We start from the raw sequence: 17,638 nt of genomic DNA on the forward strand, positions 1-17,638 counted from the left end.
TCAGCCGAGCGCCCACATCGCGACCGCACTGGCCGCGGCGACGTTGAGCGAGTCGATGCCGTGCTTCATCGGGATCTGCACGACGGTGTCGGCCGCGGTGATGGCGGCATCGGTCAGCCCCGTGCCCTCCGCACCGAGCACGAGCGCCAGCCGTTCGTGCGCCGCGCCGTCGAAGTCACGCAGGCTCACGGCATCCGGAGTCAGGGCCAGCGCGGCGACGTGGAAGCCGTGCGCGTCCATCATGGCGCGGGTCGACGCCCAGTCGCCCGTCCGTGTCCACGGGACCTGCAGCACTGTGCCCATCGAGACGCGGATGGCGCGGCGGTAGAACGGGTCGGTGCAGCTGGGCGTGACGAGCACGGCATCCGCCCCGATCGAGCCGGCGGAGCGGAAGATCGCGCCGAGATTGGTCGGGTCGGCCACGTTCTCGACGATCACGATGCGGCGGGCGTCGGCGATCAGCGTGGCCGGGTCGGGCAGCGGCGGGCGGTTCATGGCGGCGATCAGTCCGCGGTGCAGCACGTAGCCGGTGAGCTCGGCGAGCAGCGCGTCCGGGCCGGTGAAGATCGGTACCTCGTCGCCGACGAGCGCCTGCGCCTCCGCCGCGGTGCCGCCGAGGGCCAGCACGGAGCGCGGCGTGTGCCCGGCGCGCAGCGCACGCTCGAGCACGAGGGCGGATTCGGCCAGGTAGATCCCGTGCTCTGTCGACTGCGCCTTCCGCAGCGCGACGTCGGTCTGGTGTGAGTAGTCGCGCAACCGCGGGTCGCTCAGCTCGGTGATCATGGTGACAGGCACCCGTCGATCCTATTCCGGCGCCGGATGCCGCAGCTCCGGCATCCGGCCGCGTCACGGCCCGTGATAACGGCACGGGCCCGGTGCATTCACCGGGCCCGTGCGCAGGAGGCGGGCCGGCGCGGCGGGCGCCGGCCGCGTCCTCCCGGTCAGGAGTTCGGGATGAGTGTGTACTTGGTGCTGAGGTACTCGTGGATGCCCTCGAGCCCGCCCTCACGCCCGACCCCGGACTGCTTGACGCCGCCGAACGGCGCTGCGGCGTTCGAGACGACGCCGACGTTCAGCCCCATCATGCCGGTCTGCAGCTTCTCGATCATGCGGTGGCCGCGGGCCAGATCCTGGGTGAACACGTAGCTGACGAGTCCGTACTCGGTGTTGTTGGCGAGCGCGACGGCCTCCTCCTCCGTGCGGAAGGTCGTGATCGCGAGCACCGGGCCGAAGATCTCCTCGCGCAGGATGTCGCTGCCAGGCTGCACGCCGGTCAACACCGTCGGCTCGTAGAAGCTGCCAGCGCCGTCGATGGCCGCGCCGCCGGTGGCGATCGCGGCACCGCGGTTCACGGCATCCGCGACCAGTTCGCTCGCCTTGGCGACCGCGTCGTCGTTGATGAGCGGGCCGATGGTGACGCCGTCCTCCGTTCCGCGGCCGATGCCGTAGCCGGAGACGCGCTCGGTGATGCGCCTGGCGAACGCGTCGGCGAGCGACTCGTGCACGATGAAACGGTTGGCGGCGGTGCAGGCCTGACCGATGTTGCGGAACTTGGCGATGAGGGCGCCCTCGACCGCCTTGTCGAGGTCGGCGTCCTCGAAGATGACGAATGGGGCGTTGCCGCCGAGCTCCATCGAGACACGCAGCACGCCGCTTGCCGACTGCTGGATCAGCTTCTGCCCGACCCCGGTCGAGCCGGTGAAGGAGAGCTTGCGCAGCCGCGGGTCGGCGATGATCGGCCCGGAGACCGCCGAGGAGGTCGAGGTGGTGATCACGTTGACGACGCCGGCAGGCAGCCCGGCCTCCTCGAGCAGTTGCGCGAAGGCGAGCGTTGTGAGCGGTGTGAGTTCCGCCGGCTTGATCACGACGGTGCAGCCGGCGGCGAGCGCCGGGGCGATCTTGCGGGTGGCCATCGCCAGCGGGAAGTTCCACGGGGTGATGAGGAAGCTCGGCCCCACCGGGTGCTGGGACACGATCATGCGCCCGGTTCCCTCTGGGTTCGATCCGTAGCGGCCGGAGATGCGCACCGCCTCCTCGCTGAACCAGCGCAGGAACTCGCCGCCGTATGCGACCTCGCCGAGCGCCTCGGCGAGCGGCTTGCCCATCTCGAGCGTCATGAGCAGCGCGAAGTCGTTTTTCCGCTCCTGCAGCAGCTCGAAGGCCCGGCGGAGGATCTCACCGCGCACCCGCGGGGCGGTCGCCGCCCACGAGTCCTGCGCGGCGACCGCGGCGTCGAGCGCGGCCGCTCCGTCGGCGACGGAGGCGTCTGCGATGGTCTTGATGACCTCACCGGTCGCGGGGTCGTGCACATGGATGCTGCGCCCGGACGTCGAGTCCAGCCACGCTCCACCGATGAAGAGCTGGTTCGGGATGCCGGCGAGCAGCTCAGCTTCGCGCGCCGCGCCCACCGTGTTCTCGCTCGTGCTGATCGTGGGCATGGGGGCTCCTTCGCTCTCTCTGACTCTTCGACCCTAATCACCGGCGCCCCGTTCTGGGAAGCCGCCGAGGGCATCGTGCCGGTGCCGGCAATGCCGGTGCGCGGCCGGTCAAGTCGGACACCGGCCCTGGGCGTGCCCGACCGACGCACCAGCGTGTGAACGTCGCTCAGCCGATGAGGGCGGGGGCCGTCATCCCGAGCGCCATCAGCAACATGCCGAGGCTCATCGCCGGCTGGTGCAGCGTGGCAACGCGGATGCCGCCCCGCGCCCGGCCCCGGCCGTGCCTGCGCACGGCGAGGACGGTGAGGCAGGCGGCCAGGAGAACGGCCAGCACCCCGAGTGCGACCCCGAGCGGCGCGCCACCCTGGTGCGCGTGCACCGTGTGGCTGTCGATCGTCGCGGTGGTCGACGGGGCGGCGGCCATTCCGATCCACATGACGCTCATCACGAGGAATCCGGCGGCCGTCATCGCGGCATCCGCCCGGCGCCGCCGGTCGAGCAGGGCGAGCAGCGACAGGAGGAGGAGCACGGCGGCCCAGCCGATCGCCGGCACCACGGACACGGGGGCGAGCATGTCGATGGTCGATGCGCCCATCAGCGCCGCGCTTCCGATGCCAAGCCATGCGCGGGGGCGCCGCAGCGAGACGGCGCAGGCGCACGCGGCGCCGAGGAGCGTGACGGCGAGCGCCAGCCCGAGCACCAGATTCGAGAGCGCGACCATGGCTCAACGCTAGGGCGGGCAGGGCCGGCCGAGTTGTCTGGAGCCGCACGGACTCTGCTCGCGAGCGCAGAGTCCGTGCCGGCTGGTGTTACTTACGGCCGTAGATCTGGCCGACCGCCTGTTCCGCCTCGTGGTCCGGGCCGAGCGGGATGCCGGTGCGGTCGCGCAGCAGCAGCGTCGCGCCGAACGCGAGAACGATCATTCCGGCGATGTAGAACGCTACGGAGGTCGCCGAGCCGGTGGTCTGCACCAACCAGGTGCTGATCAGCGGGGCGAAGGCGCCCCCGAGGATCGCGCCGAGCGCGTAGGTGATCGAGACACCGGAGTAGCGGATCGACGCGGGGAACAGCTCGGTGAAGTACGCCGCCTGCTGACCGTAGGTGAGGCCGTTGCCGATCGTGAACAGGGCGAGGCCGACGAAGACGAGCCAGACGTTTCCCGTGTTCACCAGCGGGAAGAGCAGGAACACGGTGCAGAGGAAGACGATCCAGCCGATGATGTAGGTGTTGCGTCGCCCGATCTTGTCCGAGATGTTGCCGGCGATCCAGGTGAAGAGCAGCCAGACGAGCGCAGAACCGGAGACGGCCAGGAGCACCGGGGTGCGCTCCATGCCGACGAGTCCGCCATCCTCCAGCGGCGTCGTCGCATAGTTCTGGAGGTAGCCGCCCGTTGTCATGTACCCGGCCGCGTTGTTTCCGGCGAAGGTCAGCGCGGCGAGGAGGACGAGCAGCCAGTGCTTGCGGAACAGCGTCAGGATCGGCGTCTTGCTCTGCTGCTTGCGCTCGGCGATCTGGGTGAACACCGGGCTCTCCTCGACCGTGCGACGCACGACCAGGCCGACGATGATGAGCACGAAGCTGAGCAGGAACGGAATCCGCCAGCCCCACTCGAGGAAGGCATCTCCTGGCGAGACGACGCCGGTCATCAGCGCGAGGGTGCCGGAAGCCAGCAGCAGACCGATCGGGACACCGATCTGCGGGAATGCCCCCATGCGGCCGCGCTTGTCATCCGGCGCGTGCTCGACGGCCATCAACACGGCGCCGCCCCACTCGCCGCCGGTGGAGAGGCCCTGCAGGATGCGCAGCAGCAGCAGGAGCACCGGGGCGGCGACACCGATCTGCGCGTAGGTCGGCAGCACGCCGATCAGCACCGTGGCCGAGCCCATCAGGATCAGCGTGAGCACGAGCATCGCCTTGCGGCCGATCTTGTCGCCGAAGTGTCCGGCGAGGAATGCACCGAATGGGCGGAACAAGAAGCTGATGCCGACCGAGGCGAAGGAGAGCAGGATCGCGAACTGCGGGCCGGCCGGGGCGAAGAACAGCTGGGCGAACACCAGGCCGGCCGCACTGGCATAGAGGAAGAAGTCGTACCACTCGATCGTCGTTCCGATCACGGTGGCCATGGCGACCCTGCGCAGCTCGCGCTGGTTCGTCGCCGGTCTGGGGATGGATGGTGCAGACACTGTGAGACCCCTTCGTCTTCTGGATGTGCGTGGCGCGCTGCGGCGGTGAAGAACACGGCGCCTGTACCCCAGAACGGGGCCAGCCAACAGATCGACCGTATCATATACAATTTGCGATACGCGATCTCATATTGGTTCGATCTCCCTCCTCGTGCTGGTAGAGTCCGTGTCACGGATCGTCCACAGTGCTGTAACGAAGCCCGAGCAACCTTTAGGTGGTGCCCCCGTTGTCGAGCGTTTACCCCTCAACTTCTGCTGCCGTTTCTGCCCAGAATGCCGATGCGCCGAGCACGGCGGCCGAGCTCGGCCCTGCCGGCTCCTCGTCTTCTCGCGTCACCACCGCGATCGCGCGCGACTTCAGCGAGTTCCGCACCGCCGTCTCGGAGTCGTTCGTGCCGCTGCACGTCACGAGCGATCGCCCCGACCCCTTTCGCGGCCGCATCCGCTCGACCGATGTCGACGACATCCACGTCAGCGAGGTGAGCGCCGGCCAGCACGTGGTTGAGCGCACGCCCGAACTCATCGCCAGAGGCGATCGGCACTACTTCAAGCTGAGCCTGCAGCTCTCCGGCACCGGGATGCTCATCCAAGACAACCGTGAGGCGATCCTGCAGCCGGGCGACGTCGCCGTGTACGACACCAATCGGCCGTACTCCCTGGTGTTCGACGACGACTTCCGCACCATGGTCGTCATGTTCCCGAAGCACCTCATCGATCTGCCGTCCGATGTGGTCGGGCAGCTGACGGCCGTGCGCATGTCGGGCAGCGACGGCGTCGGCCGGATGATCGTGCCGTTCCTCTCTCAGCTCGTCGGCAATCTCGACCAACTCGGCGGCGCAACCGGAACCCGGCTCGTGCACAGCGCACTCGACCTTGTGACGACGATGTTCTCGAGCGAGCTGGACCTCGAGAGCGGAAACAGCAATCCGCACCAGGCGCTGATGCAGCGCGTGCGCACCTACATCGACGCCAACCTTGCCTCGACCGATCTCGGGCCGAACCAGATCGCCGCAGCGCACTACATCTCGACGCGACACCTGCACGGCCTGTTCCAGGAGGAGGGCACGACCGTGTCCACCTGGATCCGGACCCGCCGCCTTGAGCGCTGCCGACGCGATCTGTTGAACCCGGTGTACGCGCACCGCCCCGTCGCCGCGATCGCCTCACGCTGGGGTTTCGTGGATGCCGCACACTTCAGCCGGGTCTTCAAGGCCGCCTACGGTGTCGCGCCCAGCGAGCTGCGGGCACGGGCGGCATCCGGCGTCTGACGCACCGCCAGCTTGTCGCCGGCGGAACGGCCGTTGACCGGCCCGGCACGAAGCGGGGCGCGCCCTTCCGCAACCTCAGGCGACACGGCAGCGTGAGAGCACCGCGGCACAGCCGCGGCCAACGTCCCGGGCGACGCGGCCCGGGCAGGATCTCACGGAGCCGCCATGTCGCCGACGACCATCCCCGCCCGATCTCGCCAGCTGGTGTTCACCGAGCGCGACACGATGGTGCTCTCCGACATCGCCATTCCGCCGACGGGCACCGATGATGTGCTGGTGCGCATCGAACTCGTCGGCGTCTGCGCCACCGATCTGCACCTGCTCGCCGGGCACATCGGCGAGCCGTTCCCGCTGGTTCCCGGGCACGAGTTCGTCGGCGAGGTCGCGGCCATCGGCGCGGCCGCGGCGAGCGCCCGCGGGCTCGCCGTCGGCGATCACGTCGCCGTCGAGATGCTGCTGCCCTGCCGCGCATGCGCCCGCTGCCGGGAGGGCCGCTACAACCTCTGCGAGGCCGACGACATGGCGGAAGGCCTCAGCCGGGGCCGCCAGTACGGGGTGAACATCCCGCGCTCCGTCGAACCGGGGCTCTGGGGCGGATACTCCGAGTACCTGCACGTTCCCGCCGCGGCCACAACGCACCGGCTGCCTGACGGGTTGCCCTGGGACCGCGCCGTGCTGGTCGAGCCGCTCGCCGTCGCCTACCGCACCCTGAGCCGGGCACGCCTCAGCCCGGGCGAGAGCGTCGTGATCATCGGCCCCGGCCCGGTCGGCCTCCTGGCCGCCGCGGCCGCCCGCGCGGCGGGAGCCGGCCGTGTGATCGTCGCCGGAACCCGTGACTCGAGGCTCGAGCTGGCGCGGCGCTTCGGCGCAGACGCGGTGGTGAACACCCGCGAGGCGGATGCCGTGGCATCCGTTCGGGCAGAGCTCGGCGGCCTCGCCGATGTCGTGATCGAGATCGCCGGGGTCGCGGACGCCCAGCAGCAGGCCGTGCGTCTAGCGCGCCGAGGCGGACGCGTGGTGCTCGCTGGGGCGTGCGGTTCCGCTGTTCCCGTCACCTTCCTGGCTGACGAGGAGCTGCTCACCCGTGAGATCGACCTGTTGCCGTCGTTCCTCTCGGCCGGCGGTTTCGAACCCGCCATCGCCTTGCTCGCGCGGGGCGAGTTCCCCTTCGCTGAGCTGGTGACGCACCGCTTCGCGCTCGAGCAGACGGCCGAGGCCTTCGCCACAATCGCCGCCCGCGAGGCCGGTGTGATCAAGGCGGTGCTGGAGCCGGGCCGGGTGCTCCCGGTCGAGGCGAACGGCGCCGCGGCATGAGCACCCGCTTCGACGGCCGCGTTGCCGCGGTCACGGGCTCGACCAGCGGCATCGGCCGCGGCATCGCCGTGGCGCTGGCCGCCGAGGGCGCCCGCGTCTTCGGGCTCGATCTGCCCGGCGAAATCGGGCCCGGCGCAATCGGGTCCAGTGAGATCGAGGCCGGCATCGAACGCATCCCCTGTGATGTGAGCGACGCGGAGTCCGTGGCGCGGGCGGCGGCCACCCTGCTGGAGGCGACGGGCGGCCGCATCGACCACGTCGTGGCCAACGCCGGCATCCGCGGGGCCGACACCCCGGCCGAGCAGCTGCCGGTCACGGAGTTCGACGCGGTGATCGCCGTGAATCTGCGCGGCGTCTTCCTCACCCTGCAGGCGTTCGCCCCGGCCATGCTGGCCGGTGCGGGAGGCAGCATGGTCGCCGTCGCGAGCATGTCGGGCAACCGCGTGGTCAACGTGCCGCAGCACACCGTCGCGTACAACACGGCGAAGGCCGGCGTCACCGCCCTCGTGCGCACCCTCGCCGTCGAGTGGGGCGGCCGCGGGGTGCGGGTGAACACCGTCTCACCCGGTTACGTCTCCACGCCGTTCCTCGAGGCCGATGCGGCCATGCACCCGCTCTGGCTGCCGCAGACGGTGCCGGGCCGCTTCGCCCGGATCGACGAGATCGCCGCGGGAACGCTCTACCTGCTCTCGGATGCCGCCGGCTACTGCCACGGTAGCGATCTGCTCATCGACGGCGGCTACAGCCTGCGCTGAGCGATCCTGCACGACCCCACCGACACCCCACGAAAGGACCGACCATGACCGACACCATCACCGATCCCGCCCTCGACGAGTGGCGCAGCTACGACGAGTTCGCTGCCGGCATCGACAGCTACCGCCTGCCAGCCGTGTCTCTCGCAGGCACCGGCATCCGCCTCACGCTTGACGACGACTCGACCATCGCGCTCGACTTCGCCGCCGACACCGTCTCGTGGAGCGCGAACGGCAGCCTGGGCTCCGCGCAGAGCATCGACCCCTACGACGCCGTCGCGGTGCGCGAGAACGTGGTCTTCGTGAACCTGCCGCTCAGCAGTCGGGAACGCGAATCCATCACGATCGTCTACTCCACCACGAGCCACAGGGCCGTGGTGACCCACTCGCAGATCGCCGCGGAAGAGATCGAGGGCACCCCGCGTGTGCACCAGACGTTCTGGTCGGCCGTGACAGACGGCGGCACCCCGAGCGGTGATGTTCCCGCGCCGTCACGCGATCTGATCGGCAAGCGCAACCTCTACCGCTACAGTCCGGAGCACCTCTACGAGCACGTCTACGTGTCGAGCCAGCGCTACGCCTGGCAGTGCCTCGAGGGCGTGCAGCGCGGCCACGGCGACATGGATCTCTCCACGGTCTGGAAGTTCGACGACGGCCTCTACCTGTTCTGCTTCCGCGAGTTCCGCATCGCCGTGGCCAGCGTCTGGCTGCACGATCTCGGCTACCAGCTGATGACGACGGGCGTCTTCCTCGGTCTGAACGGGGCCGGTGAGTCCGAGCACTCCCGCGGCGGCGGCCACATCTACCCGCTCGGCAGCGTCTCCTACCCCGACGCCCAGCCCGTCTGAATCCACACACAGAGAATAGGGGCAGTCGCCTTGAACAACGCAGACATCATCCGCAAGCACTACGCGGCATCCGATCGGGGCGATCTGGCTGGCATGCTCGCGCCGTTCCACCCCGAGGTGCGCTGGACGGAGGCCGCCGGCTTCCCCTACGCCGGAACCTACATCGGCCCGGACGCCGTCGCCGCCGGCGTCTTCCAGCGCATCCAGCAGGAGTGGGACGACTACACCGTGGCCATCGACGAGGTGCTGGATGCCGGCGATGCCGTCATCGGCGTCGGTACCTACTCGGGAAGTTACAAGCAGAGCGGCGTCTTCTTCGCCGCGCGGGTCGCGCACATCTGGCGCCTCGAGGGCGGCCAGGTCGTCGCCTTCGAGCAGTTCACAGACACCGAGCTCGTCAACCGGGCGATCCGCGCGTCCTGACGGCGAACGGGAGGCGCCGCCCCACCCGGTGCAGCGCCTCCCGTGCCCGCAGAGTCAAGGACTGTTCTGCCGGCGACAACACCGGCCGATCGGCTGGTTCTAGCGTCTAACTACATTCGACGCACCAGGAACACCGCACCACCATTCACGGCCAGAGCGGCCACAGCAACCACGACGACGTGGTCGTCGTGCACACCCAGAGAGGTAGGCACACAGCATGAAGAGACATCTCGTAGGAACGGTGGCCATTGCGGCCGCCACCCTTCTCGTCCTGAGCGGTTGCGCGGGCGGCGACAGTGCGGGCGGCGAAGGCGCCCCCATCAAGATCGGCTCCGTCAACACGATCAGCGGACCGGCGACGTTCCCGGAGGCCTCGAAGGCGGCAGCGGCCGTGTTCGACGCCGTCAACGCCGATGGCGGCGTCAACGGCCACAAGATCGAGTACAAGGCACTCGACGACAAGGGTGACCCGGCCACGGCCACCGCCTCCGCCCGCGAGCTCGTCGGCAGCGACGAGGTCGTCGCCCTCGTCGGCGGCGCCAGCCTGCTCGAGTGCGAGATCAACCAGGGCTACTACACGCAGGAGAGCATCCTCTCGATCCCCGGCATCGGCGTCGACACGGGCTGCTTCAACACGCCGAACATCGCCCCGGCCAACGTCGGGCCGTTCAACGACATGACGCTCACCCTGCTCTACGGCTCGGAGACGCTGAAGCTCGACAACATCTGTGTTCTGCTCGAGATCGCCGGCAGCACGCGCCCGACCTACCAGGCCGCGATCGACCGGTGGACCGAGATCACCGGCAAGAAGCCGCTCTACATCGACGACACGCTGCCATACGGCGCCCCCGACTACACGCCGTACATCGTCAAGGCCAAGGATGCCGGCTGCAAGGCGCTCGCCGTGAACCCGATCGAGCCCGACGCCATCGGCCAGGTCAAGGCCGCGAACGCCCAGGGTTGGGACGACGTGACCTGGCTCTACCTGACCAGCGTCTACAGCGACAACTTCGCCAAGGCGATCAGCGATGCCGGCGCCGGCATCTACGTTCCCGCCGAGTTCTACCCCTTCACCGAGGCGAACGACATCACCGCTGACTGGCAGTCGCTGATGGCCGAGAACGACATCCCGCTCACCGCCTTCAGCCAGGGTGGCTACCTCGCCGCCACCTATTTCATCGACGTGCTGAAGGGCATCGAGGGTGACATCACCCGCGAGTCGGTCACGAAGGCCCTGCACGAGATGGCCCCGATCGAGAACCCGATGTCGGGAACCCCGTGGGTCTTCGGCACCGCAGAGACGCACGCCGACCAGGTCGCCGGCTGGCCGATCAAGCTCACCAGCGGCACCAACAAGTGGGAGCTGAGCGGCGACGACTGGCTGCGCATCCCCTCCAACTAGCGCCACCACAGCACAACCGCAGCACAGCACAACCGCGCAGCACCACGGTCGGGGCGGAGTCGGCGCACTCCCGCCCCGGCCGTGTTGCGGCATCCGCACCACGGCACCGCTCCCCCAGGAAGGCCCAACTGTGAACAACCCCACCCGCACATCTCGACGAGGAGCTCGGCCATGCTGCAGGGCGCTCTAGCCGGGCTCGCGGCCGGCGGCCTGTACGCCGTGCTCGCCGTCTGCCTCACCCTGATGAGCCGCCTCGTGCGCGTCGTGAACTTCGCCCAGGCGGCGACCGGAATGTTCGGCGGCTTCGTGGCCGTCTGGTTCGTGAGCGAGATCGGCCTGCCGATCTGGCTCGGCGCCCTGATCGGCGTGCTCGTCGGTGGCGCGCTCAGCGCGCTGATCGGCTGGATCGTCGCCACCTGGCTGGCCGAGGCCGACACCACCACGCGTTCGGCGATGACGGTCGGCCCGCTGCTGCTGCTCATCTCGCTCAGCTTCATCCTCTTCGGCAACAAGCCGCAGCCATTCGACCCGATCATCGCCGGCCCCGCCTTCACGATCGGCGGCGTCGTCATCAGCCAGGTCACGGTCGCCACCGTGACGATGGCCATCGTCGTCGCGGTGCTGTGCAAGCTCGTGCTCAGCCGCACCAGCGTCGGCACCAAGCTGCGCGCGCTCTCCGAGCGCCCGACGACCGCCGAGCTCATCGGCATCCCCTCGAAACCACTCGCCATCGCCGTCTGGGCCGTCACCGGCGTGATCAGCGCGCTGGTCATCATCATCGTCGCCCCGTCCCAGTCCAACGATGCAACCAGCCTGTCGATGCTCATCGTTCCGGCCGCGGCCGCCGCGCTGCTCGGCGGATTCCGCCGGCTCGACCTCGCCGTGATCGGCGGCCTCGTGCTCGGCGTGCTGAGCGGCCTCGTCGCCCAGATCGGCGAGGTGTCGCTGATCCGCAACTTCCTGCCGTTCCTCTTCATCGTCATCCTGTTGCTCTGGACCCAACGCAAGGAGGTGTGGGATGCCGCGCGCTGACGCCCCCGTGCTGAACACCGAGACCCGTCGCTCGGCCGCCCGCGCGGCCACGCCGTCCCCGCAGCCGTGGCTGCGCAGCCCGCTCGGGCGCACGGCGCTGCCACTCGGCATCGCCGCGATCGGCCTTCTGGCCGGCTACCTGCTGAGCATCGGGCTCTCCGGCTACTTCGTCTTCCTCGCCGTCAGTGCCGTCACCGCCGCGATCGCAATCCTCGGGCTCGGCGTCGTCACCGGATCCGCCGGCATGATCGCTCTCTGCCAGCTCACCTTCGCCGCGGTCGGCGCCTGGGTCGTCTCGTTGCTGAACGTGATGGAGGCGCCGGGCGGCTTCGTCGCCTGGCTGCTGCTCGGCGGTGTGGCGGCCGGCCTCGTCGGCATCCTCGTCGGCCTCCCCGCGCTGCGCCTGCGCGGCGTGAACCTCGCCGTCGTCACCCTCGGTTTCGCGGCCGCTGCGGACGTGACCCTCGTGCAGATCCAGTTCCCCGGTTCCAAGGACGGCGTCGCCATCGTGCGTCCAGAGGCGTTCTCGAGCGATCGTTCCTACTTCTTCTTCAGCATCATCGTGTTGACCGCCTGCGCCCTGACCGTGTTCTTCCTGCAGCGCAGCCGCTGGGGTTCCAGCTGGAAGGCGGTCGCGTTCTCCGAGCGCGGCACCGCGTCCGTCGGGCAGAGTGTGCAGAGCGCCAAGCTGACCGCCTTCGCGGTGAGCGCGGCCCTCGGCGGCATCTCTGGCGGCCTGCTGGCCGGCCAGGTGCAGCTGCCGTTCGCGTCGAGCTTCACGCCCATCCAGTCGCTCGCGCTCTACATTCTCGCGGTGATGAGCGGCGCCTACCTGATCGACATGGCGATCTTCGGTGGCCTGCTCTGGGTGGTCGTGCCCGAGCTGCTCAAGCGCTGGGGGGTTCCGCAGGACTGGGGCTTCGTCGTCTTCGGCGTGCTCGGCGTCCAGGCACTCACGAGCGGCACCAACCTCGGCCAGGGCATCCGCGCGCTGTGGTGGAAGCGCGCGGACAAGCGCGCCGCCGCCGCACGCAGCGCCGCACGGGAGCGCTCGGCGCTGCTGCGCGCCGAGCTCGACGACGAGGCGTTGGAGCAGGGGTCCTCGCCGGTGTCTGCCGCCCCGGCATCCGACCCGGTCGCGACCGCGCCGGTGCTCGTCGTGCAGAACCTCGGGGTCACCTTCGGCACGCTCAAGGCCCTCGACGGCGTCAGCCTCGAGGTGCCCGCCCGCTCGGTGATGGGCCTGATCGGGCCGAACGGCGCGGGCAAATCGACCTTCGTCGACGCCATCTCCGGCTTCCTGCCCCAGCACACCGGCACGGTCACGCTGAACGGCACCCCGTTGGCCGGTCTCAGCCCCATGCGCCGGGCCCGGCTCGGCCTGCGTCGCACCTTCCAACAGGACCGCGTCCCGCCGTCGCTGACCGTCGAGGCCTATCTGCGCTTCGTCGCACGGCGCTCGGTGAGCAGTGCCGAAATCGACGAGGTGTTGGATTTCTTCGGATGCCCGGAGGCCGCGACGCGCCTGGTGAGCGTCGACGTCGGCACCCGCCGCCTGATCGAGGTGGCGGCCAATGTGCTCGCACGCCCGAGCCTGCTCATCCTCGACGAGCCGGCCGCCGGCCTCTCGCACGACGAGCACGTGGAACTCGGCCGGCGCCTGCGCGCGGTGCCGGGCCGTTACGACATGTCGATCGTGCTCATCGAGCACGACCTCGACCTGGTGCGCACGGTCTGCTCCACGCTGACGGTGCTCGATTTCGGCACCGTGCTGGCCAGCGGGAACCAGGCGGAGGTCCTCGCCGACCCCGCCGTGATCAAGGCCTACATGGGTGAGACGGAGATGCTGTGAGTGCACTGATCCTTGACAATCTGACCGTGAGCCGCGGGGCCGGTCCCGTGATCTCCGGCGTGAGTCTGGAGCTCGGACAGGGCTCCATCACCGCGCTGGTCGGGCCGAACGGGGCGGGCAAGACCAGCCTGCTGGAGTCGATCTCCGGGGTGATCGCCGCCTCATCCGGCAGCATCACGCTGGACGGCGAGGCGATCCGGCCGCTCTCCCGTGTGGCCCGTGCCCGCCGCGGCATCGTGCACATCGAGCAGGGGCGCGCCGTGTTCCCGTCCCTCACCGTGCTGGAGAACCTCAAGCTCACCGCGAAGACGCCCGGCGATGTTGACGCCGCGCTCGCCCACTTTCCCGAGCTGCAGAAGCGCCTGGGCACGGCGAGCGGCCTGCTCTCCGGCGGCGAGCAGCAGATGGTCGTGCTCGCCAGGGCCTTCGCCGCACACCCGAGGTTCCTGCTGATCGACGAGATGTCGCTCGGACTGGCGCCCGTGGTGTTCATGCGCCTGCTGCCGGTGATCGAGCAGATCGCGGCCGACGGCGTCGGGGTGTTGCTCGTCGAGCAGTTCACCAACCTCGCCCTCGGCGTCGCGCAGGATGCGCTCGTCGTGGCCGGTGGCCGGGTCGGCTACCACGGGTCGGCGGCCGAGCTGCGCGCAGCCCCGGAGCTGCTGCACCGCGCCTACCTCGGCGGCGCGGCGGCGTAACCCGGGTTTCGACACGCTCAACCAGCGGGGACTCCGGTGGTTGAGCGTGTCGAACCCAGCGGGGTCAGAACCCGGCGTGGTCGAGGGCGAGCGTCGGAACGTCGACGATGTGCGCGCCGCCGTCGGCGACGAGCACAGCTCCGGTCATGTATGACGACTCCCCCGAGCCGAGGAAGCGCACGATCGCGGCAATCTCCGACGGCGCGGCGGCGCGGCCGAGCGGCACGTCCGCCGTGACGAGCTCGTAGCCCTTCTCGCGGCCCTCGAAACCGGCGGAGCGGGCGAACTCGTCCATCTCGGCATCCGCCATCGGGGTCTGCACCCAACCGGGGCAGACCGCGTTGACTCGCACGCCGAGTCGGCCGTAGTCCCTGGCGAGCGTACGGGTGAGCCCGATCAACGCGTGCTTGCCCACCGTGTAGCCGGCGACGCCGGGGCCGGCGAACAGCCCGGCCAGGGAGGAGACCACGACGATCTGCCCCTTGGCCTCGATCAGCGCCGGCAGACTCTCGCGCGTCATCACGAAGGCACTGCTGAGGTTGCTGCGGAGCGCCTCCTCCCAGGCCGCGTCGTCGGTCTCGAGCACCGTGGCCAGGCCGTGGCCTCCGGCGTTGGCGACGAGCACGTCGATGCGTCCGAACCGCTCGAGCACCGTCGCAACGGCCGCCTTGGCCGATGCGCTGTCTGCGGCGTCCGCCACGACGGCGATGCCGCCGATCGCGTCGGCCACGGCGTGCAGCGGCTCGGCACGGCGCCCGAGCACAGCCACGTGTGCGCCCTCTGCCGCAAAGCGTTCCGCCACCGCAGCACCGATTCCAGTGCCGCCTCCAGTGATCATCACCACGCGCCCATCGCTGCGCGCTCCTGCGTATCCCATCTGTTCTCCTTCGTGTTCGAGTTCGACCGGTGCCGGTTTCCCCTCAGGCCGGAAAGCTCGACCGTGCGGCGTAGCCGAAGTCGCTGAGCATGGCCACGCCGTTCACCGGGCGGGAGACGGGCGAGCTGAGGTAGAGGACGTGATTGGCGACCTCCGCGGCGCTCTGCACCGGGTAGTCGGCGCCGCCGAAACCCTGCTCCTGCAGTCCGAGATCCTCGCGGGACAGCGGCGTGTCCACGATCGAGGGGCAGAGCGCGTTGACCCGGATGCCGCCGCCGTGCTCGGTGGCGAGTTCCACCGCGAGAGCCTTCGCCAGCTGCACCAGCGCGCCTTTGGAGGCGCAGTACGGCACCATGCCTGGCGCGGCCACCACCGCCGAGTCACTGGCGAGAAACACGATCGTCGCGGCATCCGCGCTGCGCAGCCACGGCAGCGCGGCGCGCACCAGCAGGAAGGCCCCGCCGACATTGACGGCGAAGACGGAGTTCCATGCCGCCAGGCTGATCTGCTCCAGCTCCACACCGAACGGACCGGAGATTCCGGCGCAGCTGACGACGTGGTCGACGCCGCCGAGGCTCCGCGCCGCAGCGGTGACCGCGCTGGCGACATCCGTCTCGTTCGTGACATCGCAGACGAAGGAGGCGACTCGGCCACCCTCGTGCTGCTCCGCCCGCAGTTCGGCGTGCACAGCGGCCAGCGCCTCGGCGTCGCGGTCGAGCAGCGCGATGTGTGCCCCCTCTGCGGCAAAGGCGCGAGCGGTGGCTCGTCCAATGCCGGAGGCCGCGCCGCTGATCACAGCGACGCGGCCTCCGAGACCGAGATCCATGGCTACGCGTCGCCGGATTCGCCGAGCTGGGCGCCGCCATCGGCCCCATGGCCGATGCGGGCGTAGACATCAGGCTTGCTGCGGCGGATCCGGTAGGCCCAGATCACGCCGATGACACCGGGGAGGATCGCGATCGCCGGCAGCACGAACGTCGTTGCGTTCGATTCCGCCTGGCCGAGGAGGACGTCGAAGTTGCTGAGGATCGTGATGAAGATCGCGGCGAGGGCGAGGGCGGCGATGAGCGGTGCGACCAGACGGCTGCCGACGCCGACGCCACGGGCGTCCGTGCGGAAGTAGCCGATCACGGCCACGGAGACCACGGCCATCAGCAGCACGAGGCCGAGCGCGCCGGTGTTGGTGAGCCAGGTGAACAGGGTGATCACCGGGTAGGGTCCGGAAGCCGGATCCCAGCCGCCCTCCGCGAGCGCGAAGATCGCCACGACCACGGCGGCGAGCACAGTCTGCGTGAGCGAGCCGGCCCACGGTGCACCGCTGGACGGCCGCACGGCGGCGAGCTTGGCTGGCAGGACGCCCTCGCGTGCCAGCGAGAACAGGTACCGGGCGACCGCGTTGTGGAAGCTCACCAGCGAGGCGAAGATGCTCGTGATGAACAGCACCGACATGATGTCGACCCAGATCGTGCCCATGTGCTGTGCGACGAATCCGAAGAACAGCGGCGGTCCGGCCTCCTCGGCCGTGATGCCGCCAGGGTCCACGATCTTGTCGACGCCGATGCCGAGGGCGAGCGCCCAGGAGGAGAGCGCGTAGAACACGCCGATCACGGCAACCGCGAGGAAGGTCGCGCGCGGGATGGTGCGGCGCGGGTCCTTCGATTCCTCGCCATAGATGGCCGCTTGTTCGAAGCCCATGAAGGCGGCGATGCCGAAGGCGAACACGGCGCCGACACCGGGCACGAACAGCGCGGCCGGGTTGATCGGCTCCGTGGAGAAGCCGGCGCTCGGGTTCGCGAAGGCGACGACGTCGAAGATGATCACGACGAGGAACTCCAGGGCGACGAGCACGCCAAGCACCTTGGCGGAGAGATCGACGCGGTTGACCCCCATGATGCCGACGATCACGATGCCGACGAGCACGCCGACCCACCACGGCACGTCGATGCCGGTCTTCTCGGCGACGAGCATCGAGATCTGAAAGCCGAACATGCCCCAGATACCGATCTGCATCATGTTGTAGGCCACGAGCGCGATCAGCGAGGCGCCGACTCCCGTCGGTCGGCCGATGCCCTGCGAGACGTAGGAGTAGAACGCGCCGGCGTTGTTGATGAAGCGGCTCATCGCGGCGTAGCCGACGGCGAAGATCGCCAGTGCGGCGGCCAGCAGCAGGAAGGAAACAGGAACTCCGGCCACGTGCGTGACCGAGAAGGTGGAGGTGACGCCACCGGCGATGACGGTGAGCGGCGCCGATGCGGCCACGATGAGGAATGCGACGGCGGGAACGCCGAGCTTACGGCGTTCGGATGCCGCGCTGCCCGTCTTCGCGGGGGCGACGGCGGGGGCCGACGAGGGTGAGCTGCTCACGAAATCTCCTTTGATCCGAGTGTGGCCGGTGCCTGGCCGCGCTCCGTGCGGGTATCCACCGAGTGTGCCGCGACGCGGGCCGGCCCACTGTGATTTGCGCGCACGGCACTTGACTGGGAGGGCGCGATGCGCAGCATCGCGAAAGGCGGCAGCCCACCCCAAGGAATCCTCAGGAACCGCAACCGAT

Annotated in this window: 16 protein-coding genes; 9 read left to right on the forward strand and 7 right to left on the reverse strand. The window is 69.6% G+C overall.

Annotated features, from left to right (window positions below; genetic code table 11):
• The 4 genes from EV379_RS12680 to EV379_RS12695 form a co-directional block, all read right to left on the reverse strand.
• Positions 1 to 795: a TrmH family RNA methyltransferase gene (locus EV379_RS12680; RefSeq protein ID WP_130506457.1), complete on the reverse strand. Its 795-nt coding sequence runs from the start codon at positions 793 to 795 to the stop codon at positions 1 to 3.
• Positions 796 to 941: 146 nt separating this feature from the next.
• A complete protein-coding gene (locus EV379_RS12685; RefSeq protein WP_130506458.1) occupies positions 942 to 2,438 on the reverse strand; it encodes an NAD-dependent succinate-semialdehyde dehydrogenase in 1,497 nt (498 codons plus the stop codon).
• 166 nt (positions 2,439 to 2,604) lie between these two features.
• Positions 2,605 to 3,159, reverse strand: coding sequence for a hypothetical protein (locus tag EV379_RS12690; RefSeq protein WP_130506459.1), 555 nt, complete (start codon positions 3,157 to 3,159; stop codon positions 2,605 to 2,607).
• 88 nt (positions 3,160 to 3,247) lie between these two features.
• Positions 3,248 to 4,561 (reverse strand): MFS transporter, encoded by a 1,314-nt coding sequence (locus EV379_RS12695; protein WP_130507461.1) that lies wholly within the window; start codon positions 4,559 to 4,561, stop codon positions 3,248 to 3,250.
• A 404-nt stretch (positions 4,562 to 4,965) separates the two neighbouring features.
• Here EV379_RS12695 and EV379_RS12700 point away from each other — a divergent pair, with 404 nt between their 5' ends.
• The 9 genes from EV379_RS12700 (at position 4,966) to EV379_RS12740 (ending at position 14,210) form a co-directional block, all read left to right on the forward strand.
• Positions 4,966 to 5,889: an AraC-like ligand-binding domain-containing protein gene (locus EV379_RS12700; protein WP_242616490.1), complete on the forward strand. Its 924-nt coding sequence runs from the start codon at positions 4,966 to 4,968 to the stop codon at positions 5,887 to 5,889.
• A gap of 165 nt (positions 5,890 to 6,054) precedes the next feature.
• Positions 6,055 to 7,203 carry a zinc-dependent alcohol dehydrogenase gene (locus tag EV379_RS12705; RefSeq protein WP_130506461.1) on the forward strand — a complete coding sequence of 383 codons (1,149 nt, stop codon included), beginning with the start codon at positions 6,055 to 6,057 and terminating at the stop codon, positions 7,201 to 7,203.
• Positions 7,200 to 7,958, forward strand: a complete 759-nt coding sequence (locus EV379_RS12710) for an SDR family NAD(P)-dependent oxidoreductase (protein ID WP_130506462.1) — start codon at positions 7,200 to 7,202, stop codon at positions 7,956 to 7,958. The genes EV379_RS12705 and EV379_RS12710 overlap by 4 nt, the downstream gene beginning before the upstream one ends.
• Before the next feature lie 44 nt (positions 7,959 to 8,002).
• Positions 8,003 to 8,803: a MoaF C-terminal domain-containing protein gene (locus tag EV379_RS12715; RefSeq protein WP_130506463.1), complete on the forward strand. Its 801-nt coding sequence runs from the start codon at positions 8,003 to 8,005 to the stop codon at positions 8,801 to 8,803.
• Between the two features lie 30 nt (positions 8,804 to 8,833).
• The gene (locus EV379_RS12720; protein WP_130506464.1) at positions 8,834 to 9,226 is read left to right on the forward strand and encodes a nuclear transport factor 2 family protein; all 393 of its coding nucleotides are present in this window, start codon (positions 8,834 to 8,836) and stop codon (positions 9,224 to 9,226) included.
• 217 nt (positions 9,227 to 9,443) lie between these two features.
• The gene (locus EV379_RS12725) at positions 9,444 to 10,628 is read left to right on the forward strand and encodes an ABC transporter substrate-binding protein (RefSeq protein ID WP_130506465.1); all 1,185 of its coding nucleotides are present in this window, start codon (positions 9,444 to 9,446) and stop codon (positions 10,626 to 10,628) included.
• Between the two features lie 171 nt (positions 10,629 to 10,799).
• Positions 10,800 to 11,660: a branched-chain amino acid ABC transporter permease gene (locus EV379_RS12730; protein ID WP_130506466.1), complete on the forward strand. Its 861-nt coding sequence runs from the start codon at positions 10,800 to 10,802 to the stop codon at positions 11,658 to 11,660.
• Positions 11,647 to 13,512, forward strand: a complete 1,866-nt coding sequence (locus EV379_RS12735; RefSeq protein WP_130506467.1) for a branched-chain amino acid ABC transporter ATP-binding protein/permease — start codon at positions 11,647 to 11,649, stop codon at positions 13,510 to 13,512. The genes EV379_RS12730 and EV379_RS12735 overlap by 14 nt, the downstream gene beginning before the upstream one ends.
• On the forward strand, positions 13,509 to 14,210 hold the full coding sequence (locus EV379_RS12740; protein ID WP_130506468.1) for an ABC transporter ATP-binding protein: 702 nt from the start codon (positions 13,509 to 13,511) through the stop codon (positions 14,208 to 14,210). The genes EV379_RS12735 and EV379_RS12740 overlap by 4 nt, the downstream gene beginning before the upstream one ends.
• Before the next feature lie 64 nt (positions 14,211 to 14,274).
• Here EV379_RS12740 and EV379_RS12745 read toward each other — a convergent pair whose 3' ends face one another.
• From EV379_RS12745 to EV379_RS12755, 3 genes are read right to left on the reverse strand one after another with little or no spacing between them, the layout of a single operon-like run.
• Positions 14,275 to 15,087, reverse strand: coding sequence for an SDR family NAD(P)-dependent oxidoreductase (locus EV379_RS12745; protein WP_130506469.1), 813 nt, complete (start codon positions 15,085 to 15,087; stop codon positions 14,275 to 14,277).
• 43 nt (positions 15,088 to 15,130) lie between these two features.
• The gene (locus EV379_RS12750) at positions 15,131 to 15,913 is read right to left on the reverse strand and encodes an SDR family NAD(P)-dependent oxidoreductase (protein ID WP_130506470.1); all 783 of its coding nucleotides are present in this window, start codon (positions 15,911 to 15,913) and stop codon (positions 15,131 to 15,133) included.
• Positions 15,914 to 15,915: 2 nt separating this feature from the next.
• Positions 15,916 to 17,451, reverse strand: a complete 1,536-nt coding sequence (locus EV379_RS12755; RefSeq protein WP_130506471.1) for an APC family permease — start codon at positions 17,449 to 17,451, stop codon at positions 15,916 to 15,918.
• Positions 17,452 to 17,638 lie beyond the last annotated feature (187 nt).

The sequence above is a fragment of the Microterricola gilva genome (assembly GCF_004217495.1).
Taxonomy (GTDB): Bacteria; Actinomycetota; Actinomycetes; order Actinomycetales; family Microbacteriaceae; genus Microterricola; species Microterricola gilva.

Bases quoted from the DNA above. Each gene is read 5' to 3' on its own strand.
- EV379_RS12725 (WP_130506465.1), top strand. From the start codon at position 9,444: ATGAAGAGACATCTCGTAGGAACGGTGGCCATTGCGGCCGCCACCCTT.
- EV379_RS12745 (WP_130506469.1), bottom strand. From the start codon at position 15,087: ATGGGATACGCAGGAGCGCGCAGCGATGGGCGCGTGGTGATGATCACT.
- EV379_RS12695 (WP_130507461.1), bottom strand. From the start codon at position 4,561: ATGGCCACCGTGATCGGAACGACGATCGAGTGGTACGACTTCTTCCTC.
- EV379_RS12690 (WP_130506459.1), bottom strand. From the start codon at position 3,159: ATGGTCGCGCTCTCGAATCTGGTGCTCGGGCTGGCGCTCGCCGTCACG.
- EV379_RS12735 (WP_130506467.1), top strand. From the start codon at position 11,647: ATGCCGCGCGCTGACGCCCCCGTGCTGAACACCGAGACCCGTCGCTCG.
- EV379_RS12715 (WP_130506463.1), top strand. From the start codon at position 8,003: ATGACCGACACCATCACCGATCCCGCCCTCGACGAGTGGCGCAGCTAC.
- EV379_RS12750 (WP_130506470.1), bottom strand. From the start codon at position 15,913: ATGGATCTCGGTCTCGGAGGCCGCGTCGCTGTGATCAGCGGCGCGGCC.
- EV379_RS12685 (WP_130506458.1), bottom strand. From the start codon at position 2,438: ATGCCCACGATCAGCACGAGCGAGAACACGGTGGGCGCGGCGCGCGAA.
- EV379_RS12710 (WP_130506462.1), top strand. From the start codon at position 7,200: ATGAGCACCCGCTTCGACGGCCGCGTTGCCGCGGTCACGGGCTCGACC.
- EV379_RS12705 (WP_130506461.1), top strand. From the start codon at position 6,055: ATGTCGCCGACGACCATCCCCGCCCGATCTCGCCAGCTGGTGTTCACC.
- EV379_RS12730 (WP_130506466.1), top strand. From the start codon at position 10,800: ATGCTGCAGGGCGCTCTAGCCGGGCTCGCGGCCGGCGGCCTGTACGCC.